The following is a 23,583-nucleotide window of genomic DNA, read 5'->3' on the forward strand; positions in this document are numbered from 1 at the left end:
GTTAAGATTACGCTAGGGCGGGAGCAATAGAGTCCAGTCACCTGACTTCACATGAAAATGGATTTTGATAAGAGTTGTCAGTAACCTAGAGCGCTAGTATTTTGCCGAGGCGGGCATTGACAGGTCATTTCTGTGCTTTAACAAAGCCGTAAAAAGTAGTGGCTGGCACTAACAACTCTCATCATTACCCAACAATCATTCTCAAACAAAAAAACAGACACTGATCAACCGGATCAGTGCCCAATACATAAGCTATTTGGACCGCAAGTGGGACAAATGCTCTGACCCCCGTGTCCCACTTCGGTTACTTGCCGCGTTCTTGCATTCTTTCGTGTTCGCCTAGTGTGGAGATGTCGATTCCTTTCATGGCGGTACCTAATTCTTTGGACAGTTGGCCGATTAATTCATAATCCTCGTAATTTGCTGTTGCTTGGACGATCGCTTTGGCGAATTTCTCTGGGTTTTCCGATTTGAAAATTCCTGAACCGACAAATACACCATCTGCACCAAGCTCCATCATTAATGCGGCGTCTGACGGGGTTGCAACTCCTCCTGCTGCATAGTTGGATACCGGTAATCTACCCGCTTCTTTAATTTGTTTTAAAATTTCATAAGGGGCACCAAGAAGTTTTGCCTCAGTCATTAATTCATCATCGCTCATCACAGAAACTTTTCGCACCTGTGCTTGAACTTGGCGCATATGACGGACAGCTTCTACAATGTTTCCAGTTCCAGGTTCACCTTTCGTACGAATCATTAAGGCACCTTCCCCGATTCGGCGAGCAGCTTCACCTAAATCTCTTGCACCACAAACAAATGGTACGGTAAAATCACTTTTCAGCAAATGGAATTCTTCATCTGCAGGTGTGAGCACTTCACTTTCATCGATGAAATCTGCTCCAAGTCCTTCTAACACACGAGCTTCTACAATATGACCGATTCGTGCCTTTGCCATTACCGGAATATTTACAGCCTGGATTACTTCTTCGACAATGCGCGGGTCTGCCATCCGGGCTACTCCGCCTGCCTTTCGTATGTCTGAAGGAACACGCTCTAATGCCATGACCGCAATCGCACCGCTTTCTTCCGCGATTTTTGCCTGCTCCGCATTAACGACGTCCATGATGACCCCGCCTGTTTTAATTTTCTCCAATACTTCTGCATGTTTTGTCAGTCCTTGAATTGCCAACTGGACCACTCCTTTGATTTATTAGAATTTTAGTTTATTATAAGAGTATAGTGACACCATTAAAAGAACCAGTTTATTAACTTTTGACAGGGTCAGTTTACAAGGAGGTCCCTAAATGAATATGTTAACTTGTCATTTAGAGCGTGAAAGTGAGATCCCGCTCTATGAACAATTATATAATTTTATAAAAAAAGAAATTATGGAAGGAAGAATTACGTATAGTTCGAAGCTTCCATCCAAACGGAAGCTCGCGGATTTTTTAAAGATAAGTCAGAACACGATTGAACAAGCTTACGATCAATTAGTCGCGGAAGGTTATATTGAGGCAAAACCAAGAAAAGGCTATTTCGTCCTCGCCTCGGAAGACCTCGAATATGTACAGCCAGCACGAACCATTCAGGAATACCAAATCGAAAAGAAACAAATCCGTTATGACTTCCATCCGAGCTGGATCGATACCGAGCATTTTCCCTTTGCCAAATGGCGGAAGTACGCGAAAGATATTATAACGAAGGACAATCAAGAATTACTTCTTTTGGGAGATCCGCAGGGAGAGCTTCATTTAAGAGAGGAAATCGCGACTTATATTTATCAAGCCCGCGGGGTACAATGCTCTCCCGACGACATCATTCTCGGCGCTGGAATTGAGACACTGTTGCAACAATTTATCCTGCTTATGGGAAATACGACTACTTATGGCGTGGAAGATCCTGGTTATCATGTCATGTCTCGAATGCTCAAGCACTATCCGAATAAAGTGTATCCTTTGCAAGTCGATAACGATGGGGTAAAAATTGGTGAACTCGAGCGAACACCAATTGATATTATGTACGTCACCCCGTCCCGGCAATTCCCTTTTGGTTCCGTACTTTCAGCCAACCGCAGGATTAAATTGCTGAACTGGGCAACGGAGAAGGATGACCGCTATATTATTGAAGATGATTATGACAGTGAATTCCGCTATACCGGTAAATCGATTCCGTCCCTGCAAAGTCTTGATCAGAATGAAAAGGTCGTCTATCTTGGCACCTTTTCCAAATCCCTGATTCCGTCCATTAGAATCAGCTATATGGTGCTCCCGAAGCACTTAATGAAATTTCACAGGAAAAAGTTATCTTATTTCCAATGCTCGGTCTCTCGTATTGACCAGCATATCCTCGCACAATTTATGAAAGAAGGCGATTTTGAAAGACATCTTAACCGGATGCGAAATGTGTACCGGCGGAAAATGGAATTGACCTTAGAAACACTTGCATCGTATCAAGATTTCGTTGAGGTAATCGGGGACTTATCCGGCTTTCATGTTGTTTTGAAAATAAAAAACGGAATGTCGGAAGCAACACTCGTTGAAAAAGCTTATCAAGCAGATTTAAAAATATACCCGCTTTCCTTTTATGTGATGGAAGAGCAGTTCGGTGCGGAACCGATTATTTTGCTCGGATTTGCGAGCATACCCGAGACAGAATTGGAGGAAGCGATTCAGTTGCTGATGGGTTGCTGGGAAACTCAGAAATAAGCCCTTGTTTACCAATATATAGCGAGGAGGGATTGCTTTATGGACAAAGAATCGTACAAACGTCGAAAGCAAATGTTGTATCCACGTGACAATCTGAATGCCGTTGATAAGGATGGATTAGCTGGAAAACAAGGATTTACTATTGAAGAACTTGATAACTTGATGACGCGGATCATTTTCGAAGCGAGAGATGAAAAAATCAAATAATCAGTATTCAAAAGTAAAATAAAAATATTAACTCACTTGCTAGTGTATAAACGTGACATTCGAAAACACTACGAACTGTCACGCTTTCTGTTTTACTTGAAAACCATTCCCTTCACACCCCCTCCCCTTATCGGTATGATAGAAGTAACAAGCAAAATAAAGTGAAACTTCATTCAGTGGGGGTTTCCTTACCTCCCCCACTGAATGTTAGTTGAACAGAATCAGGAATTTACGGACTGTATATCCCCCACCTTCACATGTTGGGCTTCCCTCATATTTAGAAGTGGGGGTATTACAGACCGTTAATGCGTGATAAATGAAGGAGGATTCCACCATGCGATGCGGTGAAAAATGTTTTCGCGTAACAATTGAGAAAGATAATGAAACAAAAAGTATCCCCGTTTACGCCAGAACACAAATCGAAGCAAGAAGAGCGGTCCGCCGAAAATACGGTAAGGAAGTCGACATTCGTACCGTCCGAAAATAAATGCTTGAATGAGCACGAATTTTACCTGAATTGGTTCATCATACATACTCCCCGCTGACACCTCTTTTTCCCTAGTTAACTACCTATCCCTTCCATATATTTAAGCACTAAGCACCTTTCAGATTCGCCTAAATTGTCGTATTATTAAAACGAGTTTATCCAGAGAAAGGGTGCTTGCATGCTAAAGAAAATAAAAATAATTACTTATCCACTTATGCTTTTATTTATTCTCCTTTTACTAAGCGCATGCGGGGATGATGATACGAATGAAGCAGAGAAATCTGAACCGGATGATCCAGACACGGCTGACGTAGAAGAAGATACAGGAAACGATGAAAGTAATGAGAGCGTTACTACTTGGGAAGCTGCTTTCACTGCGTTAGAACATCTGGAAGCAACAGCTATTACAGATGGGGATTTTGAAGCCGTAAAGATTGAGGAGGGCCCGTCTCCAAATAACTACTATCATTCCATCGCCAGTAACGGTCTCCTTATCATGGAAGATAATGATACTAGTTTCTATATGGATTATTTAGAAGGGACATGGGGAGGCTTAACAACTTCGATTGAGTCGTTGGAAAGTGATGCGGAAAAAGGTAGAATTACCCATTCAAACAACAGCTATACCGAAATACTTGATGAAAAATATTATTTTATAAGTTCTCTCCCAATTGGTGATAACGAATTTGACAGGGAAAACGCCTTATTAGAATTAGATATGGAGTCAAGGGAAATTAGAGAAATCCTGCCTGAAGAAGGATTCAACACCATTGCAAAAAATGAGGACACTCTTTTTGTCGGAACGGATGAGCGTATTTATGCAATTGACCTTGAGACGAACGAAATTCTTTGGGAAAATGACGATGGAATTAGCAGTAGTTGGTTTCCACAGTTTTCTCTGACAGATAATAATATCGTCTTTTCCAGTTGGGAAATCCTTGAAGTGTACTCCCAAGAAACAGGAGAACTCATTTATGAAGATGAAGGTTTCTTCTATGATGTCGCAACGGATGGCGATATGTTTTATGGTCTAATGAATGTTTCAGACTACGGTGATGGGGAAATTCAAATCATTTCTTTCCATGAAGAAGATGGAAGGCAGGAAGAACTGACAGAGGCCGCCCCTATTGACCACGTCTATGATGAAAATAATGTTACACTTGATTTAATCAATAATCGTTTCTTTGTTAAAGTAGAGAACGGTATTTTAGCCTATGACGCGAGCTCATATGACCATCTTTGGACTGATGCTTACGGAACAATTGACGATCAAGATACGGATGATGATTTCAGTTATTATATGTACAGCGCTTATTCGGATGATTATATCTACATATACACCGAGGCATTAGGTAGCGCAAGCACGGATTCAAAAAACCTATTCAGTGTACTTGACGCAGCAACTGGAGAAGTACTAGAACACTATCATCTTGGAAGTGATGCGGCAGCCGGGCCATTTCTTGACGAAGCGACTGGAAAGGTCATGATATACTACAATGAAGGTGACACATCCACTGCTTACATTCGCGACATTCAGTAAGTTTTCTAGTACGAACCTAAATTTAGGCAGAGTTGTTTTTGGGGTTATGATCAAATACAGCTCTGCCTTTTTCCAGTTATAAAAATTTGACCATCTTCATATATATAATGGATAACAAGAATGGAGGAATCCATATGAAAGCAATTAGTGCTATTCTAATGGACTATCCGAGTTCTGCGCATCTTCACCGAGCATTAACCTCACTCTATAACATTAATTCCCAGCTACATTCCGTCACAATCCTGCAAGAAAAAGATATTCACCTTCCCATGCCTAAGAAGCAAAGCATGCTCCCAAATCCAGTTGTTCACACCTACCAACCAAATGGATTTGGAAAGCTTCTAAATGAAGTAATAGCACAACAAAAAAGTGAATACATCCTTTTTCTAAAACAGTCCGAGTATCTTTCTCCTAAAATCACAAATGAAGCACTCCAGTTGAACTCCTCCCAGGCGGTCATGCAGCATAACTACTCCCTTAAGCATATTTCGCTGCCCTTCCCCCTCCTCGTCCGGACAGCATATTTACAGAATCATCCTTTTCTACTAGATCATCAGCTCCCTTTCAAAGAAGCACTCTTTTCTGCATGGCTTTCCACCATGGATGATGCAGTGATAGTAGTTAAAAAAGACCTAATAAAGCGGGCAACAGAAAGTACAACGCGCGACCGGATCGAAAAGCTCCAACTGCTTGAAAAATATCACTACAAGAAAACCTCTACGGAACACCCGAGCCTCACCATTCTCATGGCAAACTATAATATGGAAAACTATGTGGAAGCCGCAATAACATCATGCCTGTTCCAAACCGAAAGGTCAGAACAAATTTGCATCATCGATGATGGTTCAACGGATGACTCCTATAAACACATGCAAAACTGGCGACATGAGCCCGTAATCCAATTATTCACCAAGGAGAATGCGGGAAAAGCAAAGGCACTCAATGATTTACTGCCTTATGTTACTTCTGATTTTATTTTAGAGCTCGATGCAGACGACTGGCTTGACGCGGATGCTGTTTCTGTAATCAAAAGTCATCTCCCTCATCTACCTGAAGATGTTGCTGTCTTATATGGTAATTTCAGACGTTGGAAGCAGCGAGAAGGGAATATTCTGTTCAAAAGTATAACGACAGGAAGACCGGTTCATGAAAGAAAGGATTTACTGTCTTATCACTTCCCGCTTGGTCCACGAATCTACCGGACGGCTTCATTAAAAGCAATCGGCGGGTTTCCCATTGTTCCTTTTAAAAATGGCAGGTTGTTTGAAGATGTAAGTGTGCTAAACCGTTTAATCACAACGTACCGTTTCCAATATGAAAATTTCACCGTTTATAATATTAGGGAACATAAGGAAAGTATTACACGAAAACACAAGAAGCAGTGGTATGAATTTTTAAATTACTTATAAATGTTATGTTAAAAATCATTTTTCTTCATTGCCTTTCTCTTCAAAAAACCGGTTGATCGTTGAAATAATTAATCCCTGCTGCTGGGAGGTCATCATCGGATAAATTGGTAGGGCCAATATGCGATTTGCTGCTTGTTCCGCAACCGGGAATGCTCCTTTTTTATAATTCAAATAACGGAAAGCTTCTTGTAAATGTAAGGGGACTGGATAGTAAACCGCTGAAGCAATATGGTTTCTTGCCAATTCAGCCGCCAATTTATCCCGGTTATCCAGTTCGATACAATATTGATGGAAGGTATGCTCGCGACCACTCGGAACGTTTGGCTTCAATAAAAAGCCGGGTAAGTTTTTAGTATATCTTCTCGCGACTTCCTTCCTCTTATCCAAGAAAATATCTAAATAATATAATTTGACGATTAAAATAGCTGCTTGCATCTCATCCAATCTGCTGTTCATACCAATTAAAGAATGATGATATTTTTTATCGCTCCCATGATTGCGGAGTTTGAGCATTGTTTCGTAGAGTGTTTTTTTATTCGTCGTGACAAGGCCCGCATCCCCGAGAGCTCCTAGGTTTTTAGACGGGAAAAATGAAAAGCAGCCGATGTCTCCAATGGCACCAACTCGTTTTCCCTCAAACTCCGTGCCAATTGCCTGGCAAGCATCTTCAATCACACGTAAATTATATTTTTCAGCTAGGAACATGATCTCCTTCATATTTGCAGCCCTACCGTATAAATGGACAACTATGATTGCTTTTGTTTTTGGGGTAATAGCTGCTTCAATTTGGGCGGGATCAAAATTGTAGGTATCTGCTTCAATATCAACAAACACAGGAGATGCCCCAACTTCAGCAATTGCCTCAGCTGTGGCGAAAAAAGTAAATGGAGTTGTAATTACTTCATCTTTTGGGCCAATATTTAATGCTTTCAACGCCAAGACTAATGCATCCGTTCCATTCGCTACCCCGAGGGCATAGTTTGCTCCTACGTAGCCCGCGGCTAATTTCTCGAACATCTCCCCTTTTTCCCCAAGTACATAATTCCCACTATCCAACACTTCTGTCATTATTTCAAGTATAGGGGTACGTAATAAATTCAATTCTGCCTGTAAATCAACCATTGGAATCCGCTGCGTTATTTCTTCCTTCATTAGAATCCCCCCGTCCATTTCCGATTCCGATATACGTCATATTTAATTTATTTATTTCCTCTTCCTTTACTTTATTCCGACCGTCCAAAACGAGCTTGCAATTGGTGAACGCTGCAAAATCAAGATTCTCATATTCCTTATGGAAAGCTTGAATAATGATGGCATCTATTTCTTCAATCACCGAATCACTCAACTGTAGAGGGAGGACAGCATAACGTTCTATTTCACTTGTTGTAAACTGAGGATCATGGACAAAGATATTTGCCTTTGCTCGCTTAAGCTTATCAATGAGCATGAGCGCCGTAGACTTTGTAGGCTCTTTCACATTTTCCCGGTAAGAAAGCCCGAGGATAAGGATATTTTTATCCTGGAAAGTCCCTAACTCTTCTTCCATCTTCGCTAAGGAATAGTCAGCCATTTGATCATTAATCGTTCTCGCTAAGGGGGTTAGCCCACTAGTTAAGCCTTTATTGATGAAAAAGTAAGGATAGATTGGAATACAATGACCGCCAACGCCAATTCCAGGGTGATGAATATGCGAATAAGGCTGACTATTACTTACTGTAATCACTTCATTGATATCAACATTTTTCTCATCCGCAAACATAGCCAATTCATTCGCGAGGGCAATGTTGACGTCCCGGTAAACGCATTCTGCTACTTTGGAAAATTCGGCTGTTTCGAGTGTACTTACATCTATCAGCTCACAACCTAGAGACTTCGTATAAAATTGTTTTGCTAATGTGAGACTTCTTTCATCCAATCCGCCAACGATTTTAGGATAGCTCTGTAGATCGCGGATGATCCGATTCGAGTAAACTCTTTCCGGACTGTAGGCAAGATGAAAATCTTCCCCCATTTTCAAACCTGAAACTTCTTCTATTTTCGTACCAAATCTATTGCGCGTATCGCCCGGTGCAAGTGTTGTTTCAAATATGATAAGAGAGCCTTTCTTTAATCCTTTCGCTATGTCCAGCACCGCTTGATCAATGAACCGATAGTCTATATGATTATCATCATCAATGAGAACAGGGACAATGACAATTATGATATTCGATTGTTGAACGGCCTCTGCGGTCCGCTTCGTTGCAGACAACGTTTTACTATTATGAGCTTCGGAAACTAATTTTTCTAAACCTGGCTCATTTTTAATATGGGAAATCCCTTGATTGATCGATGATACAACATCTTCATTAATATCAGCACCATGCACATTAAACCCATTATTCGCAAACACTGCTGCTAATGTCAGTCCGATTTTACCAAGCCCGATTACAGCTACTGAATCGGTAGGTAAACTAGAATAGTCTGCCATACCATTCCCTCATTTCTTCATTAGTATGTGATACTTTATGTCTTATATTGTTTCATTGATTGTACGTATGATTAGAAAAATAGAATCTGGTTTATCCTCATCATTCATCCACCTTCGTTAAGCTCATCATAAATAGATAGAAGCCGCTTTTCCATTTTTGCCCAACTGAATCTCTCTTCCATCACCTTTCTCGCTTGAAGACTCATTGCATGAATTTGCTTTCGGTTGAAGTTAAGATCGAGCAAACCTTTAGCATAATCTTCCGCGGTTGCTTCACGCCCTTTAACGACATAACCGCAATTATATTTCCGAATAAATTCTTTCATATCGTCACATTGATTCACAACTACCGGCAGGCCATTATTTAAATAGCTGAAGAATTTATTCGGCATTGCATATCGATTGTTCAAAGACCCTTTCGCATCCAAATCCACCCAACCCAAATCTGCTCCTTTCATCTTTTCTGGTATCTCCTCATAATCGACCCAGCCAGTTTGGATAATCTTATCCTCTAGGTAAGATGGGATTAAAAGAGGGTTCTCTGATTTTTTATTTCCACCAATCAGAATGACTTTGAGCGGGAACTGTTCATTACATAATTCTGTTATCTTCATTAACTTATGGAAGCTGCCTCTTTTTCCATTCATGACGCCTTCATACACGAGAACGAGCTGCTCATTCTTCCCTTGTCCTGGATGATAACCATTACTAAGTGGAGGTGTATTGTAAATAACTTCTACTGATAAGGCTGCGTCCAGTGAATGGAAATCCCGTTTAATCGATTCGGAAACAGTTATTATCGTGTCTGTTTCATTTAACATCAGTTTTAACATGTCGCGCTTAATTTGTTCTGTCCGACTTGCTTGTTTCAAGAGCGGGTCTGGATCGACTTCATGGCTATCATATATTAATTTGCTTTGCTTTCCCCGAGATGAGAGTGCCCGTTTTACTTGAACACCAGTATACAGAGAATAAAATTCATGTGCATGATAAATATCAGCCTGCTGAGCAAGCGCCAATTGAATGAATCGGTCTGTATAGAGAATGTCTTTATTTTTTTTAATCGTAGTATAAAGTTTTTTTAACTGTTTTTCATGGTGGATTTCCTCATAGGTTAGGATTTTGATGCCTTCATGAGAGAATTGTTCTTCCCTGAAATGCTCCTTAAACAGTGTACCGTCCACATCGAATAAATAACCATTCCTACGAGGTACAATCATCGTCACTTGAAATCCCGCTTTTACGAGACTTTTAGCTTCCTTCTTAAAGATTCTCGCATCTAAAAAAGGATGCTCCGATACTAATATACATACATGTTTCACGATAATTCTCACTCCTAACTGCACGAACTCCTGAACAACTAAAAACTTAAAGAATAAAATATAGAAATTGCTTGAGAAAGGAAAGTAGATGATGAAAGCATTGACGATTGTAGGTGCAAGGCCCCAGTTTATTAAAGCATGTATGTTGTCTAAAGCTTTTAAAAGCTATCCTCACATCAAAGAGATTATCGTTCACACGGGACAACATTATGACTATAATATGTCTGATGTTTTCTTTAAGCAGTTAGATATTGCTGAAGCGGATTATAATTTAGCTGTCGGCTCTGGGACCCATGGTGAACAAACTGCCAACATGTTGCTGAAATTAGAAAAGTTAATGATGTCTGTAAAACCGGACGTAGTAATTGTGTATGGGGATACAAACTCTACTGTAGCCGGAAGTCTCGCTGCAGCGAAACTCCATATTCCCATTGCTCATATCGAAGCCGGTCTTCGCAGTTTTAATAAAAAAATGCCCGAAGAAATGAATCGAATCATTACCGATCATTTATCTGATTATTTATTTTGTCCAACGGATTATGCTGTGGAAAATTTAAATAAAGAAGGAATTAAGCAAGGTGTCTATCGAACGGGAGATATCATGTATGATACGATTACACATTTTAAACCTTTTGCAACAAAGCACTCTTTCTTATTGGATAATTTAAAACTTAAGGAAAAGGACTATTATTTAGCAACAGTCCACCGAGCAGAGAACACAGATGACCCTACCCGTTTAAAAGCAATATTCCGGGCCTTTCAGCAGTTGGATAAAGTTGTCGTCCTCCCCTTGCACCCACGAACAAAAAGTAAAATTATGGAATATCAATTGGATGATCTCGTCCGCTCTCCCAATATTAAACTCGTTGATCCTTTGGATTATTTTGGTATGCTCGCATTGGCTGCAAAGGCAGATATTATTCTCACGGACTCAGGAGGCTTGCAGAAAGAAGCTTGCATGCTTCAAGTACCGTGCGTCACCCTTCGTGAGGAAACGGAATGGCTGGAAACAGTGGAATCCGGCTGGAACAAACTAGCTGGTGCCGACTCCCAAACAATAATCGATACTATTCAAAATATACAGCGACCAACAGCAAATCAATCTCTTTATCGTACCGGAGCTGCCCACAAAATCGCTAATATACTTCTCAAAGAATTTTAAAGAATAATGGAAGAGGTGACCAGCAAGTTCACCTCTTTTGAGTTATAATTTCTTGTAAACATCGATATATTGATGAATGACATTGGTCGCACTGTGATATTTTTTCACGTAAGCCCTGCCTTGGACACCTAATGCTTTCCATTGTGCCGGAGTATGAAGCAAATCTTTCAGTACATCAGCAATATTAGCTGGATTAGCATTCACAACTGGAAATTCTTCCGGATATTTACTTACAAGATCTTCCCTTATATAGCAAATAACCGGTTTTCCTAATGCCATCGCTTCTGTGGAAAGGTATCCCGCTGCTCCAATTCGTAATTGATCTATCACAAGATCCGCTTCAGATAAAAGCTTCATCGTTTCCGCATGATTCAGGCCTTCAATTAGCTTAAATTCAAAAGACATACCTTCATTCTTCAACTTCTGAACAGCATCCAGTACAAACTCTGTTCCCTTTAAATTCCGTTTGGTCGGGGCATGGACGACAAGAGGGTTTTGTTTAATAGTAGGGTAATTCGGCTTTAGCTTATAGATATCAATAATGTGGGGAATAACATGTGTATGCTTATAATAATCTTTTACATAGGTTTCTATTTCATAATCAAGCGCGATCGCATGATCAACATACGATGAAAGCTTCGTCAGATTCTCTCTAATTCTTTCTTCTGTCCATTCATTTTTCACACGCACATACGGATTTTTCTCCTTTGCAACAGAAAGGATACGGGCATCCGATCCCCTGTGGTGGACGACCATCTTCTTTCCCGCTTTATGAAGCGTCTCTAAATCACGCTTATCAGGAAAGAATGTGCCGCCAAAATGAAAATGAAAAACATCATAATCCTCGATAGCTTTCTTAAAAAACTTTTGAATCTTTTCCAACCGTTTGTGTTTTGGAATATCCTGTAGATTTAAGCAAACATCCGATTCAAACTGGTAACGATTCGCATAAAAATGGCATGCCGTCGCGTCAATGCCTTGCAGACGCAATGAGCGACATAGATTGATCATTGGTAAGCCGCCCTCCGGAATATGCAACACGCGCATCTATCTCACCTCGATTCTACCGTTACGGAGTTGGTAAAAGTTTTGCATAAACACCGGCCAACCGTTTCTCCATTTCCTCCCATGAATAGATTTCCTCCATTACTTTCCTTCCATTCTTACTCATCTTCTCTAATTTTTCCGGATTTCGCTTGAGATAAAGAAATGCGTTCGCAAAATCTTTTGCGTCCGCTTGCTGCTTTTGGATCACATAACCGCATTTATGCTTTCGGATGAAATTTTCCATCTCCTGACATTTATTTACGACTACCGGAACCCCGTTATTCAGATAACTGAAAAATTTATTCGGTAGCGCATAATCACTATTAAGCGAATAATGCACCTCTTCCAAGTCAATCCAACCGATATCAATAGCTTGCATATGCTCCGGAATCGAATGGTAATCCACCCAGCCCGTTTGCTTGATGATCGTTGTAAGATGCTTCGGGATTTTAAGTGGAGTTCCAAACTGGCTGCCACCAATAATCTTAAATTGAAAGTCTAGTTTCTGAGAACATATTTCTGAAATTCCGAAAATCTTTTCCTGATTGCCTTTATGATGTGTAATATTTCCTTCATAACCAACTGTTAACTGACTTCCTTCATAAGCTTTTAGCTCAACATCTTTTATAAATGGAGGTGAATTATAAATCACCTCAATCGGTAAATCCGGCATTCGTGCTATATACCAATCCTTGATTGAATCGGAAACGGTAATCAAGTAATCGACTTCTTTCAACATGATGAACAGCTTATCTTTTAAGTTTTTCCTTTTTTCTTCAGACGTTCTCGGATGAAGCGGATCAGGTGTCAGCTCATGACTGTCGTAAATTAATTTTACCTTCTTTCCCTTCTCCTTCTGCATCCGCCGTTTAATACCAATTCCGGCAAAGAGCGATAAATATTCATGGGTATGATAAATATCCGCATCTTCTGCCATCGCCAAATTTGTTAGCGGATTATTGAAGCCTTCCGTTTCCCAAACATCTTCACTACTTAACACTTTATTCAATGATTTTCTCGTTTTTTCAGCGTGATAAGTGACTATTTTTATCCCTTCATGGATGAACACGTTACTTCTAAAGCTTTTTTTAAAAGGTGTGCCATCAATATCAAATAAATTACCATTTTTCCTAGGTACAATCATCGAGACGTCGTACCCCATCTTTTGTAGACTTTTGGCTTCCTTTTTAAATATCCTTGCATCCAAAAACGGATGATAGGCAACAACCATGCAAACCTTTTTGGACATCTCGATTCATCCTTTCCTTTAAGAAGAGGCTAGTAGATTCAGGCATCGATTTCTTTAGCTGGTACCCCTGCAACAATTATATTTGTATCAACGTCCTTCGTAACGACAGCACCTGCTCCAACAATTGTATTCGAGCCAATCGTTATACCTGGCAACAAAGAGGCATTATTGCCAATCTTTGCTCCTTGTTTAATACACGGTCCCTTCAAAGTGTATGCTTGTGCTCCCATGTATTTATCATTGGACATGGAAACACAAGGACCGATGAAAACATTATCCTCAAGAGTTGTATCACCTGTCACATAGGCTTGGGTTTGAATCGTGCAGTTCTTCCCAATCGTCGTGTTCAATTCAATAATCGCGGCTCTACCTATGACCGAGCCTTCTTCAATGTGGACATTTTCTCTAATGCTTGCGTGATCCCCAATAAAGACATTTCTCCCGATTGTACTGCCGGCATAAATTGAAACAAGATGCCCGATTTTCGTACCTGCTCCAATAATCAAATTACGCTCTATAGGTGATTCTTTTCGCATTTTCTCATTTGCCGCCGGTTGAATTCCAACGACACAATTACTACCAATCGTGACATGATCCCCAATTTGTGTTCCTTGCAAAATAACGGTATGATGGCCAATCACAACATTCTCACCGATAGAAACTCCGTCTTCGATTACGACGTGATGACCTAAATGGGTACTTTTAGGTATACTTGACAACTAGAATCCTCCTTTTTAGCTACTCGCTTTCTAGAATACATTCAATTTTCTCCATAAGTTGCTTGGCCCGAATCCTCACCGTATGGTTCTCCTGAATGAATTGATGACCCTGTTCGGTAATCCGCTGTCTTTCCTTCTCATTCGCTAAATAATAGTCTGCTTTTTCTTTAAAATTACTTTCATCAATTGCGACGAAATGTTTACCTGGGATAAATCCTAAGCTTTCCAGTTCATTGAACGTTGGTGCTAGTAGGAGCGTTTTACATGCTAAGGCTTCATAATATTTCATCACAGGGTAATTATAGATCGAAGGACATGTGAAGAAGATCTTCGTGCGGTTCAATTCCTTGGCATAATGTACACCAACCCGTTTATCTTTCTCCTCTTCCCTAGTGAAGTCACGATATCCTGGATGATGATAGCAGATGAACCGTGGATCTTTGGAATAAGCATTTACTATTTTCTCACGTAGTGGATAAGTCTTATTAACGGCACCTATCATTAGGAAATCTATGTCTTTTTCTAAAAAATAGTCTTTATATATTCCAGGATGAACAAAGTGAGGGAACCATTCTAGTTTATGTTTAAACTGTGGATATGTTTGGACGGATTTCTCCCATCCGATTGTAAAGAGGTAGTCAATTTTATTTTTATTGATATAATTTTCTCGTATTTTAACAAGGCGATGGACATCTGTCACAAATAATCCTGTCGGTATACTGCAATTCCTTAGTCCTTTAATCATTGGGAACAATTGGTGTCCCATATCATTCAGTATTAAAATAAAATCCGGCTTTGTCTCCAGCCTATTTAAAATATAATCAATATTGCCGGACTTCCTCCAAACGGTAAGGCGGACAATCCTTGCCAGTTCTTGTTCCAAATAATAAAAGTTTCTATTGATAAACCGGGAAGTATCTTCCCCAATAAATAAGACATGCCGCATCGATCTATAAACCCCTTTCTATTATCTCGTAGACAAGAGCCAAATTTAGATTTTCATTATGGCAGTCTATCTCGTTTCGAGTCTCTTGCATAGAATGACAGTAATCATTGAAATTAAATAGTGAGGAGATTTATCTATGAAAGTCGGTGTGATTGGAACTGGTAAAATGGGAGAATATCATGTGAAAACATATCTAGCATTACAAGATCATTGTCAGCTAGTCGGTATATTTGATAACGATGAAGATAGAAGCAGAGAAATTGCTGAAAAATATAAAGTGAAACAATTTCTATCCGTGGATGAACTTCTCCAAAGTGTAGACGCGGTAAGTATTGCTGTCCCAACGGATTATCATTATGAAATCGGTCTAGCATGCATCAGAAATAAGACGCATCTGTTGATTGAAAAGCCGATTACAAGCACTGTAGCAGAAGCTGATGATTTAATACAAAAAGCGAAAAAGGCTGGAGTGAAGCTGCAAGTGGGACATATTGAACTATTCAATCCACTCATTCCAATCCTGAAACAGGAACTGGAAAATGAAGAGATTATCGGTATCTCATTTTTCAGATTGAATCCGTACAATGCAAGACTAAAAGATATTGACGTCGTAAAAGACCTGATGATTCATGATCTTTATATTCTAGATGAACTTCTGAAGCAAAAAATAGTGGAATTCCATGCTTTAGGAAATATTATCGATCATTCAACGAAACACGCGGCTGTAATTCTTAAATCGACGCAAGGAGTAACTGTAGAGCTGATTGCCAGTTTTAAATCAAAAAGAAAAGTTCGGACAATTCAAGTGTTTACAAAAGAGGCCTTGATTGAAGCTGATTTGCTGAACAGAACGATACGCGTAACAAGAACATCCACACCTTTCTCAAAGAAAATTGCAGTTCCTTTAACAAAAACGATTACAATCGATAATAGTGTTCAGCCATTAGACATCCAATTAATAGAATTCCTTCATTGCATAAAATTTGATAAACCACCTGCTGTTTCAGGAAAACAAGGGAAACGAATCATGGAGCTTACAATTAAAATCAGCGAATCGATTCATCCAGCTTAAATTCTACAACACCAATTATCTATATGTTCATTTCTTACCTTTTATTTATTTTGTACTCAGCTTTCGCATTCTGGAACATATCGTTTTTATTCAAATGTGCGCAAGTTGAGTTTTGAATCTAAATGAAACAGCCCTGTCTAATTAAGGCAGGGCTGTTTTGAATTGGAACAGAACAGACTAGACTAGTTAATTAAGCTGCAGCGGGAAAGCGTGTGTAATTGATTGCATCAACGGATACATACTGCTTGAGATTATCGTAACCATTATCAACTTCGATAACTAGTACCAAATCGACAGTAACAGTGGATAAAATTCCTTCAATTAAATTATTGTCAGTCACAACCTCAACAGTTGATCCGATTCGTTTAGCCATTTCAGCAGCAAAAGTTGCTTCAAACATGTCAAACCCTCCTTTATCATTCACTGACCAGTTCAATTGCTTCTATTCGGACCAAAACTTGTGACCCACTTTCAACAAGCACAATATAGTCGTCTTTAACAGCAAGCAATAATCCCGAAACCGTTCCAAATGGAGTTGTAACCTCCACTTGTTCGTTCACTAGAGTCATTAATAATTCTCTCATTGTTGTTGGAACATTTCCTGCCGGTGGTTTTCCAGTAGAAGGTGACGTAGACACTCCTCCAAAATCAATATTGAAGTCCACCGACGGAAAATCTATTCCAAGACCGGTTTTACTCTCAATGACGGTGCTTGTGTTTTGTGATAGTTGATTAATTAAGTTCAACAAATTTCTTTGTCTATTCGTTAGTGACGGCAAGATGATTCACTCCTTTCTTTCAAGATTTAGCATTAAAGGATTTCCAGCGAAACGATAACAGCAATAAGCAGTTGAATGAGTAATTGCAGGTTAATTGCAATATCCGTATCAATTGTCGTGATATTGACATCTTTCGATTTTTCCACGATTGTCTTCTGACGGTTGCTTTGTCTCGTTCTGGTAATTTGGTTAAAGTCTTGCAAAATATCTTCCACTTTGCCACCATCCGCAATGGCTAAACGGAGTACAACCGCAAGTGCCGCCTCAATCCCAATTTGTAAAGATGCTGCGGCTTGTGTGTCCGTTGTCTCTACCTCGACATATTCTGAGTCTTTAATAATAATCCATTCTTCTGATTGTTGCTTCGTAATATTTTTTTGATTCGCATCTTGCTCTACGATAGCCTGTGACCTATTTCTTTTATCATCGCAATGGTCTAATGCTCTCCATTCTTTCACTTTCGACATCAAATCCACCTCTTTTCATTTTATAGAATTTCAACTAATAGCACTAAGGCAACAAGTACTTGAAGCATTAACTGGAGATTAAGCGCTAGGTCTGTATCTCTAGTCGTTACAACCGCATCTTTCGTATTATAGATAAAGATTTTTTGCTTATTTCTCTGCGCCATATTAAAATGTTGAGTCAACTCTTGAGACACTGCATCACGTTGTGTGCCATCAGCAATCGAGATATTTAAAACAAGTGCAATGGCGAGCTGTAAAGCAGCTTGCAGGGATACCCCAATTTGCGTATCTGTTGAACTTACGGTGATATTACACGATTCTTTCACCCAAATTAGCTCTGCTGATTCCTGATCCATAAAAGATAATTCGGTACCCTCTTGCAGTACAAACGCATTGTTATCACTTGTGAAATCGGATTCTGTTGATTTATGGGATGGGCTTTTGCTAGATTCGTTAGAACATTTGCCACTACAGCTATGGCCACAGCTACAGCTTTTTAAAGGTTCTTCCATAAAGTAGGAATATCTATCTCCTTTTCCCCTGCTTACATCGTAATCATATTCCGAATGTCTATAAATCGTCATTTTGACACTCCTTTCTTATTGGCTATATAATATTGTTATGGTTTTTTCCTCTAGAAGATTGTACAGATTCACTACGTCTCATAAAAATAGCGAAAGCACCCACAGCAGGTGCTTTCACTATTTAATCACTTTTATCTTTTGCTTGATTTTGTTGGAAATCTGCAACCTGTTTCTTTAGGTCTTCCACCATTTCTCTAATCATCTTTTTCTGCTCTTCTGGTATATTATTCTTCACTTCGTCAGGCTTCACACCATTTTTCCTCAATATGGTCTGGACCATCACTTCCACCAGCTTTTCATTTAATGGCGGCTGTTTTGATGATTCACTCATATAACTCACCCTCCTGTTCACATGTCTATATTAGACTATGAGATCAATCGGTTAGCTGACTATGCTGTTGTCTATATGTTTACAGGAAGGGTAACTTGCTCATGTACAATCATACATTTAAGCAGAACTGCACCATTGTCTCTAGCAAAAATATTGCAAATGCATGTTATATAGTAAGGAAGGGGCGATCCTTCCTGAACGCTGCCCAAACAGTGTCCATGTTTATAATTCTTTTTCCACAACCCTTTCTATATTTTTAAAGCCACTATCCGTAGCAGATAGTGGCTCTTTTTTTCTCTCTATAATAATACGTTCAACATCATGATTAATTTCAATTTAAATTGCGTATTTCTTGTTTGCTCATCATAACATTTCTTTCCATACGTTTCGTCTTTTACTTTTTCCAGTCGTTCATCGACCATACATTTATATACAGCAATATCAATATGCACGATTGTTCCTCCCTTAATCACGCATTAACGGTCTGTAATACCCCGCCTAAACAAGAGGGAAAACCATATGTTAAGGTGGGGGTTATACAGTCCGTAAATACCTGATTCTGTTCAACTAACATTCAGTGGGGAGGTACGGAAACCCCACTGAATGAGTTTCACTTTATCATTTACCTGAATATGAGGAAGGCTGCTTGTTTTTCGGCATGTACCTGAAATTTGGTAATGACTAGAATAGAGCCACCTCAATTATTTTTATAAACATTCTCACTACCTCCTTTCAGAATTATCAATTGCTATACTCTTATTAATGCACGAAAACGTTCGGGGGAACAAGCGACAGAATGGTTATAATCAAACTTCCCCAGGGCTCTTCCAATAAAAGAAAGCGCGAAGTTCCTGAATAGAACTTCGCGCCGTCATTATTTATTTATAATTGTTTCGCATTTTATAAATGATTTTTCGAATCGTATCAAAGGATAAATGAAATTTCTTCTCTAATTCTTCAAATGATTTTCCCTCATTGTATAACTGGAATATCTCTTCATTTCGTTTCGCGATCAATTCTCTTGATCCGCTTACTTCTCCCCAAGCTGCCCGCTCTTTTTTTGCTTTCGGGATATAAATTAAATCCCCCTGGATATACTTCTGCATTTCTTTAAGCAGACTAGGGGGAAGCACCTCTTTTGCATTTTTGTACTGCATGTTTAACTTCCTCCTTGAAAACGTAGAAATCTAAATAACCGCTCTTTGTTAAATAGTCCATTTTCATCCTACTCCTTTCTTTTTAAATTTATGACCTGTTTCTTTTAATTACTTACCTTTGATTATAATTGATTTTCTAGACGATGGAAAGGTGTTAATTTTCCCAAAATTCACTTTAAATAATTAAGGACCGCGCTCAGGCGGTCCCATGCTGGTGATTCCCGCTAAGCGGAAACCACCTCACTAACTGTAATCAATATTATCAGCCTCCTTCCCGAAAGAGTCTGTCGGTCCGACACCTTTATTTACTCATTTTCCAGGTTCGGTTACAAGGGTAAGAATGATTATAATTGATTTTTCCCTGCTATCCCACGACTTATTTCCGAGAAGAAAGCTCATAGTTTAAGTCAAAAAAACCGATCATACTCCATTAATTGGTATTTGACGGTTTGAAATTAACTAGAACAGGGCATAACTAAATGATATAATATCCTATCGATTAAGAAACCTTTCTTTAAGAAATTTAAAAGTGGAGTTCGTTTCCAGAAAGTAGTTAACTAATACTAAACGTAAAATATTAATCGATATGTTTAAAATAAATGTCTTGGCCATCTGAACGATTAAGGTAAAAATAAGCAATAAACCGGTCGATCGATTCATCCCCGCTATTTACCTTCTTCATCATTTTTTACTTCTTTTCAGTAAAAATTGTAGATGCTCTTCTTTAAAAACAAAGACGAGACCCGAAGACATACAAAATCCATTTAACTCTATGAGCCGCGTGAATATAAGAACATTTAGCGGTATAGACTTACTGAACTCTATATCCACTAATGTAATAATATCATAGGATTCCTTGTAACGTCCTTTAAAAGAACGGTCCCCTTTTCCGGATTGCGCTCCATCACATGATAAAGTGCTGTATCGGATTTTACCATTGCAGATAATAGCTCTTTCTCAATATTATTTTCTGCTTCAAATTGTTCCATATATTCAGAAACTGCACTTCTATTATTTCTATATTTTTTATAAGCTTCCAATAGAGACATTTGTATTCACCCTATCCTTATTGTTGCTGCATGCTGTAATCCCCTTTAATATATGATAAAGAGTTTTCTAACACAGCCCCAACTTACAAAGAAATTTCTAAGTACGGGCAAAATTGAAGTTGTGATGTAATAAATTAAATACTTCATTCAGTTTGGAGGGATAACATGTTTACTTGCGGTTGGTGCATGAAGAAAATTTCTGCTGATCAACCATTATCTGCCGTTAATATTAAGTTTACAAAAGGGATGGATTTTTCAGAGCATGAAGGAGAAATCATTCCAGTCTATCTACAATCACTTGATAGAAATGTTTCAATGGTTGTAACGACAGCTGATTCGGAGGCGAAGAAGGCAGGTACAGATGGTATGTTTGCGGTTTGTAGCAGTGCTTGCGGAGTAAAATTGCAGGCTGCTCTAGCGAAAGATATGAATATAGACTTGTAATCTCATTCTACCATTAAGTCCTTTATTAAAAAACTTGGCAGTAAGAATGGATTTATACTTTCTTATCTGCCAAATAATAAAGATGCACCTTTAGCGAAATATGGTAAAGTGGAAGTGCCTGAACAACCAAAAATACCAATTTGCAAGGTGCATTTTCATGCAATCAAGAATAGCGCAAGATTTTTCATTGCCTTAAGCGATACTTCCGGCAACTGGTTTATTTATTCGAGTCTGGGGTCAAATGAAATACCTTTGCACTCCGAATATATTCCACATCGGGAATATTCAACCTAAAGTTAACAAGCCTTGCTGCCACAAAAAAGTAATCCGATAATCGATTTAAATATTGTAACACTGTAGGTGGGGGAGCATTTTCCTCTTTCATTAATGCTACAATCAGTCGTTCCGCTCGTCTCGCTACAGTTCTTGCAATATGAATTGTTGCGGAAGCCTTCGAGCCGCCCGGTAATATAAACCGTTCTATTTCCGGGGTTTCTTCTGAATACTTGTCAATCTTTTCTTCCAAATAATTAACCGTTTCCTCTGTTAATTTATTCTTTCTTTCTTTAACGACACTAGCGATGTCACCGCCACAATCAAAAAGTTCGTGCTGAATTTTCTCTAAGTCATCTATAATATCCGAGAACTGATCTTTGCTAAGTTCGGTTATCGCCTTGCCTACAAATCCATTTAATTCATCAATCGTTCCATAGGCTTCGACACGGATATCATCCTTAAATACACGTCCACCAATTAATGATGTCTTTCCTTTATCACCTGTCCGCGTATAAATCTTCATTTCAAAGTCTTTTGTTTCGTCAGTCGATTGATTTCGTGTTTGCTGATCAATTCTTACAATATTTATGCCTAAATCTTTTGCTGCTTCTTGTGCTAATGGGGTAACGATAGTATTTCTCGCAACTTTCAACTCCCCAACCATTCCTTTATATTTCAGTATATCTGCACGGCTCAATAAGTTTTTTGAAAAAACATTTTGCGCAATTGAATCTTTTGAATGGGCTCGTACCACATTTTCCTCGACAGCTTGATATAATTCGGTTGCTTTAACAAGCTGAATTCCGAATCTTTCAATGGTCGCTAAATGCGCTGCAGATAGCTCTTTATAGGCAGTGGATGCTATTCCTGCTTGATCCTGCAAGGATAAATCACTAGCTTCCCTCGCGGCAACTACAGGAATATTGTACATTAGGGCATGGGAGATGAGATTAGTCGTCATATTATCCGTGATTCCATTCGCTATCTTTGCCACTGTATTAGCGGTCAACGTGGGCATAATAATAATTGGAACGCCTTCATATAACGGACTCAATCCCATATTTTCACTTTCGAGATAGATCTCTTCTATATCTAATTCTTTTTTTAAATCATCGATTGAATAAATATATTCTGCACTTATAGACAATGCTACCTTTAGCTTCCAATTAGCCTGATGCATTTTTTTTAATTGAACGATTGATTCTTTAAAGCCTACAGCTCCGCCCGTAAATACTATAAGAGCTGTCTTCTTCTCTTTATCAACATGGCTGACTGTATGGTTAGCTTCCACGTTCATCCCCCTTATTTAAACCACCTTTAAGCGCGATTCCTAGTGGTGTGATAAGTAACGGATGCTCCGGCTTTACGATCTCAATTCCAATATACTTCTGGAAAACTTTTGTAAATTCACTAAAGCAACTTGCTCCGCCAACGACATAAATCGTTTCCACATCATCAAACCCTTGTAAATGCCTTTTAATAATGGCAGCCATCTTTTCAACGACTGGCTTGATAATAGGGAAAACCTCCTTTTCCTTAGTCTTATCTTTTTTCATCTTTTCCGCTTCCTCAAATGGTATTTTTTTAGCACCAGCTAAGACTAGACTCATATGTGTTCCGCCTGTCGGTTCATCCGCTGAGTAAATCACTTTATTATTTTTTAATATACTAATCCCTGTTGTTCCGCCACCTACATCAACGACAGCACCATCAGTTATCCTTAAAACAACGGCTGCCGCATTCGTTTCTTCTAGGACGTCCGTCACTTCAAATAGTGCTGATTCAAGTACGTTCGTTATCACTTTTCGACTCCCTTTGTCTACCCGTGGCGGGATTGCCGTCGAAGCTTTCGTTAGAGGAAACCCTAATAATTCTTCCATATCCCGTTTCATTTTCTCTACAATATCCACAGCTTGCAAAAAATCAACAACAATTCCATCTTTAACAACAGAGGCTGGATATAATGCTCCGGCTAAAGGCTTATTTTCTTCGGTAATAACGGAAATTGCAATATTGGCGGTCCCCAAATCTACGCCAACTTTAACATTGCCAGAATAGACCGGGACCTTCTCTTTGTTGATAACTTTAGCAAAGGTGTTAACATAGTGATTAATTTCCCTAATAGATACTGACAAACGTACCAACCTTCCATTCCTACCTCAAG

The 23,583-nt window shown here is 39.1% G+C and carries 26 protein-coding genes and 1 pseudogene; 8 read left to right on the forward strand and 19 right to left on the reverse strand.

The features are described 5' to 3' along the window. Window positions 1-304 precede the first annotated feature (304 nt). The gene (pdxS, locus tag SPD53_RS06495; protein WP_255454389.1) at window positions 305-1,189 is read right to left on the reverse strand and encodes a pyridoxal 5'-phosphate synthase lyase subunit PdxS; all 885 of its coding nucleotides are present in this window, start codon (window positions 1,187-1,189) and stop codon (window positions 305-307) included. Window positions 1,190-1,304: 115 nt separating this feature from the next. Between pdxS and pdxR the strand changes: the two genes are divergently transcribed. From pdxR to SPD53_RS06520, 5 genes are all read left to right on the forward strand, one after another. Continuing rightward, window positions 1,305-2,705 carry a MocR-like pyridoxine biosynthesis transcription factor PdxR gene (gene pdxR / locus SPD53_RS06500; protein WP_336252025.1) on the forward strand — a complete coding sequence of 467 codons (1,401 nt, stop codon included), beginning with the start codon at window positions 1,305-1,307 and terminating at the stop codon, window positions 2,703-2,705. Between the two features lie 39 nt (window positions 2,706-2,744). Beyond that, the gene (locus tag SPD53_RS06505; protein WP_336252026.1) at window positions 2,745-2,912 is read left to right on the forward strand and encodes a hypothetical protein; all 168 of its coding nucleotides are present in this window, start codon (window positions 2,745-2,747) and stop codon (window positions 2,910-2,912) included. A 334-nt stretch (window positions 2,913-3,246) separates the two neighbouring features. Then, window positions 3,247-3,399, forward strand: a complete 153-nt coding sequence (locus SPD53_RS06510) for a hypothetical protein (RefSeq protein WP_336252027.1) — start codon at window positions 3,247-3,249, stop codon at window positions 3,397-3,399. Between the two features lie 214 nt (window positions 3,400-3,613). Continuing rightward, on the forward strand, window positions 3,614-4,939 hold the full coding sequence (locus SPD53_RS06515) for a hypothetical protein (RefSeq protein ID WP_336252028.1): 1,326 nt from the start codon (window positions 3,614-3,616) through the stop codon (window positions 4,937-4,939). A 134-nt stretch (window positions 4,940-5,073) separates the two neighbouring features. After that, a complete protein-coding gene (locus SPD53_RS06520; RefSeq protein WP_336252029.1) occupies window positions 5,074-6,348 on the forward strand; it encodes a glycosyltransferase family 2 protein in 1,275 nt (424 codons plus the stop codon). Window positions 6,349-6,363: 15 nt separating this feature from the next. On the opposite strand, the gene SPD53_RS06525 is transcribed toward SPD53_RS06520, so the two are convergent. The 3 genes from SPD53_RS06525 to SPD53_RS06535 form a co-directional block, all read right to left on the reverse strand. Next, complete coding sequence (locus SPD53_RS06525; RefSeq protein WP_336252030.1) at window positions 6,364-7,500, reverse strand: DegT/DnrJ/EryC1/StrS family aminotransferase; 1,137 nt, start codon at window positions 7,498-7,500, stop codon at window positions 6,364-6,366. Beyond that, entirely contained in the window at window positions 7,463-8,815 is a 1,353-nt protein-coding gene (locus SPD53_RS06530; RefSeq protein ID WP_336252031.1) for a nucleotide sugar dehydrogenase, read from the reverse strand. The genes SPD53_RS06525 and SPD53_RS06530 overlap by 38 nt, the downstream gene beginning before the upstream one ends. Before the next feature lie 104 nt (window positions 8,816-8,919). Next, a complete protein-coding gene (locus tag SPD53_RS06535; protein WP_336252032.1) occupies window positions 8,920-10,137 on the reverse strand; it encodes a glycosyltransferase in 1,218 nt (405 codons plus the stop codon). Window positions 10,138-10,228: 91 nt separating this feature from the next. Between SPD53_RS06535 and wecB the strand changes: the two genes are divergently transcribed. Further along, entirely contained in the window at window positions 10,229-11,299 is a 1,071-nt protein-coding gene (gene wecB, locus SPD53_RS06540) for a non-hydrolyzing UDP-N-acetylglucosamine 2-epimerase (protein ID WP_442946181.1), read from the forward strand. Between the two features lie 42 nt (window positions 11,300-11,341). On the opposite strand, the gene SPD53_RS06545 is transcribed toward wecB, so the two are convergent. The 4 genes from SPD53_RS06545 to SPD53_RS06560 are packed head-to-tail and all read right to left on the reverse strand — an operon-like array spanning window position 11,342 to window position 15,260. Further along, on the reverse strand, window positions 11,342-12,346 hold the full coding sequence (locus SPD53_RS06545) for a glycosyltransferase family protein (protein ID WP_336252034.1): 1,005 nt from the start codon (window positions 12,344-12,346) through the stop codon (window positions 11,342-11,344). A 22-nt stretch (window positions 12,347-12,368) separates the two neighbouring features. Then, a complete protein-coding gene (locus SPD53_RS06550) occupies window positions 12,369-13,595 on the reverse strand; it encodes a glycosyltransferase (protein ID WP_336252035.1) in 1,227 nt (408 codons plus the stop codon). A 38-nt stretch (window positions 13,596-13,633) separates the two neighbouring features. Further along, window positions 13,634-14,314, reverse strand: a complete 681-nt coding sequence (locus SPD53_RS06555; protein ID WP_156856967.1) for an acyltransferase — start codon at window positions 14,312-14,314, stop codon at window positions 13,634-13,636. 19 nt (window positions 14,315-14,333) lie between these two features. Then, the gene (locus tag SPD53_RS06560) at window positions 14,334-15,260 is read right to left on the reverse strand and encodes a glycosyltransferase family protein (RefSeq protein WP_156856966.1); all 927 of its coding nucleotides are present in this window, start codon (window positions 15,258-15,260) and stop codon (window positions 14,334-14,336) included. Between the two features lie 136 nt (window positions 15,261-15,396). Between SPD53_RS06560 and SPD53_RS06565 the strand changes: the two genes are divergently transcribed. Further along, window positions 15,397-16,332 (forward strand): Gfo/Idh/MocA family protein, encoded by a 936-nt coding sequence (locus SPD53_RS06565; protein WP_188856860.1) that lies wholly within the window; start codon window positions 15,397-15,399, stop codon window positions 16,330-16,332. A gap of 190 nt (window positions 16,333-16,522) precedes the next feature. Here SPD53_RS06565 and SPD53_RS06570 read toward each other — a convergent pair whose 3' ends face one another. The 8 genes from SPD53_RS06570 to SPD53_RS06605 form a co-directional block, all read right to left on the reverse strand. Beyond that, entirely contained in the window at window positions 16,523-16,732 is a 210-nt protein-coding gene (locus SPD53_RS06570) for a hypothetical protein (RefSeq protein WP_336252036.1), read from the reverse strand. A gap of 16 nt (window positions 16,733-16,748) precedes the next feature. Then, on the reverse strand, window positions 16,749-17,111 hold the full coding sequence (locus SPD53_RS06575; protein ID WP_156856963.1) for a DUF2642 domain-containing protein: 363 nt from the start codon (window positions 17,109-17,111) through the stop codon (window positions 16,749-16,751). A 32-nt stretch (window positions 17,112-17,143) separates the two neighbouring features. After that, the gene (locus SPD53_RS06580) at window positions 17,144-17,578 is read right to left on the reverse strand and encodes a spore coat protein (RefSeq protein WP_188856862.1); all 435 of its coding nucleotides are present in this window, start codon (window positions 17,576-17,578) and stop codon (window positions 17,144-17,146) included. Between the two features lie 20 nt (window positions 17,579-17,598). Then, window positions 17,599-18,162: a spore coat protein gene (locus SPD53_RS06585; RefSeq protein WP_229782636.1), complete on the reverse strand. Its 564-nt coding sequence runs from the start codon at window positions 18,160-18,162 to the stop codon at window positions 17,599-17,601. Window positions 18,163-18,283: 121 nt separating this feature from the next. Continuing rightward, a complete protein-coding gene (locus tag SPD53_RS06590; protein WP_188856863.1) occupies window positions 18,284-18,493 on the reverse strand; it encodes a spore coat protein in 210 nt (69 codons plus the stop codon). 299 nt (window positions 18,494-18,792) lie between these two features. Next, entirely contained in the window at window positions 18,793-18,945 is a 153-nt protein-coding gene (locus SPD53_RS06595; RefSeq protein WP_156856959.1) for a hypothetical protein, read from the reverse strand. Between the two features lie 426 nt (window positions 18,946-19,371). Beyond that, the gene (locus SPD53_RS06600) at window positions 19,372-19,650 is read right to left on the reverse strand and encodes a CD3324 family protein (protein WP_156856958.1); all 279 of its coding nucleotides are present in this window, start codon (window positions 19,648-19,650) and stop codon (window positions 19,372-19,374) included. Between the two features lie 830 nt (window positions 19,651-20,480). Next, complete coding sequence (locus SPD53_RS06605; RefSeq protein WP_188856864.1) at window positions 20,481-20,699, reverse strand: hypothetical protein; 219 nt, start codon at window positions 20,697-20,699, stop codon at window positions 20,481-20,483. A gap of 165 nt (window positions 20,700-20,864) precedes the next feature. Between SPD53_RS06605 and SPD53_RS06610 the strand changes: the two genes are divergently transcribed. Beyond that, the gene (locus SPD53_RS06610) at window positions 20,865-21,143 is read left to right on the forward strand and encodes a hypothetical protein (protein WP_188856865.1); all 279 of its coding nucleotides are present in this window, start codon (window positions 20,865-20,867) and stop codon (window positions 21,141-21,143) included. Window positions 21,144-21,360: 217 nt separating this feature from the next. Here the strand turns inward: SPD53_RS06610 and SPD53_RS06615 are convergent, their stop codons facing one another. The 3 genes and pseudogenes from SPD53_RS06615 to eutJ all read right to left on the reverse strand — a co-directional run bounded on the left by SPD53_RS06615 (window position 21,361) and on the right by eutJ (window position 23,554). Next, window positions 21,361-21,942, reverse strand: a complete 582-nt coding sequence (locus SPD53_RS06615) for a cob(I)yrinic acid a,c-diamide adenosyltransferase (protein ID WP_229782647.1) — start codon at window positions 21,940-21,942, stop codon at window positions 21,361-21,363. Window positions 21,943-22,314: 372 nt separating this feature from the next. Then, window positions 22,315-22,716: pseudogene (locus SPD53_RS06620) on the reverse strand (flavoprotein); the annotation flags it as partial. Next, the gene (gene eutJ, locus SPD53_RS06625) at window positions 22,700-23,554 is read right to left on the reverse strand and encodes an ethanolamine utilization protein EutJ (protein ID WP_336252037.1); all 855 of its coding nucleotides are present in this window, start codon (window positions 23,552-23,554) and stop codon (window positions 22,700-22,702) included. The gene eutJ and the pseudogene SPD53_RS06620, both read right to left, overlap by 17 nt. Between the last annotated feature and the right edge of the window lie 29 nt (window positions 23,555-23,583).

The sequence above is a fragment of the Oceanobacillus sp. MO10714A genome, assembly GCF_037072045.1.
Taxonomy (GTDB): domain Bacteria; phylum Bacillota; class Bacilli; order Bacillales; family Amphibacillaceae; genus Oceanobacillus; species Oceanobacillus indicireducens.

Excerpts from the sequence above, each read along its gene's own strand:
- SPD53_RS06560 (WP_156856966.1), bottom strand. The coding sequence starts at position 15,260 with ATGCGGCATGTCTTATTTATTGGGGAAGATACTTCCCGGTTTATCAAT.
- SPD53_RS06610 (WP_188856865.1), top strand. The coding sequence starts at position 20,865 with ATGTTTACTTGCGGTTGGTGCATGAAGAAAATTTCTGCTGATCAACCA.
- SPD53_RS06585 (WP_229782636.1), bottom strand. The coding sequence starts at position 18,162 with ATGACGATTTATAGACATTCGGAATATGATTACGATGTAAGCAGGGGA.
- SPD53_RS06520 (WP_336252029.1), top strand. The coding sequence starts at position 5,074 with ATGAAAGCAATTAGTGCTATTCTAATGGACTATCCGAGTTCTGCGCAT.
- SPD53_RS06615 (WP_229782647.1), bottom strand. The coding sequence starts at position 21,942 with ATGAAGATTTATACGCGGACAGGTGATAAAGGAAAGACATCATTAATT.
- pdxR (WP_336252025.1), top strand. The coding sequence starts at position 1,305 with ATGAATATGTTAACTTGTCATTTAGAGCGTGAAAGTGAGATCCCGCTC.
- SPD53_RS06510 (WP_336252027.1), top strand. The coding sequence starts at position 3,247 with ATGCGATGCGGTGAAAAATGTTTTCGCGTAACAATTGAGAAAGATAAT.
- SPD53_RS06545 (WP_336252034.1), bottom strand. The coding sequence starts at position 12,346 with ATGCGCGTGTTGCATATTCCGGAGGGCGGCTTACCAATGATCAATCTA.
- SPD53_RS06515 (WP_336252028.1), top strand. The coding sequence starts at position 3,614 with ATGCTTTTATTTATTCTCCTTTTACTAAGCGCATGCGGGGATGATGAT.
- SPD53_RS06580 (WP_188856862.1), bottom strand. The coding sequence starts at position 17,578 with ATGTCGAAAGTGAAAGAATGGAGAGCATTAGACCATTGCGATGATAAA.
- SPD53_RS06550 (WP_336252035.1), bottom strand. The coding sequence starts at position 13,595 with ATGTCCAAAAAGGTTTGCATGGTTGTTGCCTATCATCCGTTTTTGGAT.
- SPD53_RS06570 (WP_336252036.1), bottom strand. The coding sequence starts at position 16,732 with ATGTTTGAAGCAACTTTTGCTGCTGAAATGGCTAAACGAATCGGATCA.
- SPD53_RS06565 (WP_188856860.1), top strand. The coding sequence starts at position 15,397 with ATGAAAGTCGGTGTGATTGGAACTGGTAAAATGGGAGAATATCATGTG.
- wecB (WP_442946181.1), top strand. The coding sequence starts at position 10,229 with ATGAAAGCATTGACGATTGTAGGTGCAAGGCCCCAGTTTATTAAAGCA.
- SPD53_RS06525 (WP_336252030.1), bottom strand. The coding sequence starts at position 7,500 with ATGAAGGAAGAAATAACGCAGCGGATTCCAATGGTTGATTTACAGGCA.
- SPD53_RS06600 (WP_156856958.1), bottom strand. The coding sequence starts at position 19,650 with ATGCAGTACAAAAATGCAAAAGAGGTGCTTCCCCCTAGTCTGCTTAAA.
- SPD53_RS06505 (WP_336252026.1), top strand. The coding sequence starts at position 2,745 with ATGGACAAAGAATCGTACAAACGTCGAAAGCAAATGTTGTATCCACGT.
- SPD53_RS06605 (WP_188856864.1), bottom strand. The coding sequence starts at position 20,699 with ATGTCTCTATTGGAAGCTTATAAAAAATATAGAAATAATAGAAGTGCA.
- SPD53_RS06590 (WP_188856863.1), bottom strand. The coding sequence starts at position 18,493 with ATGAGTGAATCATCAAAACAGCCGCCATTAAATGAAAAGCTGGTGGAA.
- SPD53_RS06530 (WP_336252031.1), bottom strand. The coding sequence starts at position 8,815 with ATGGCAGACTATTCTAGTTTACCTACCGATTCAGTAGCTGTAATCGGG.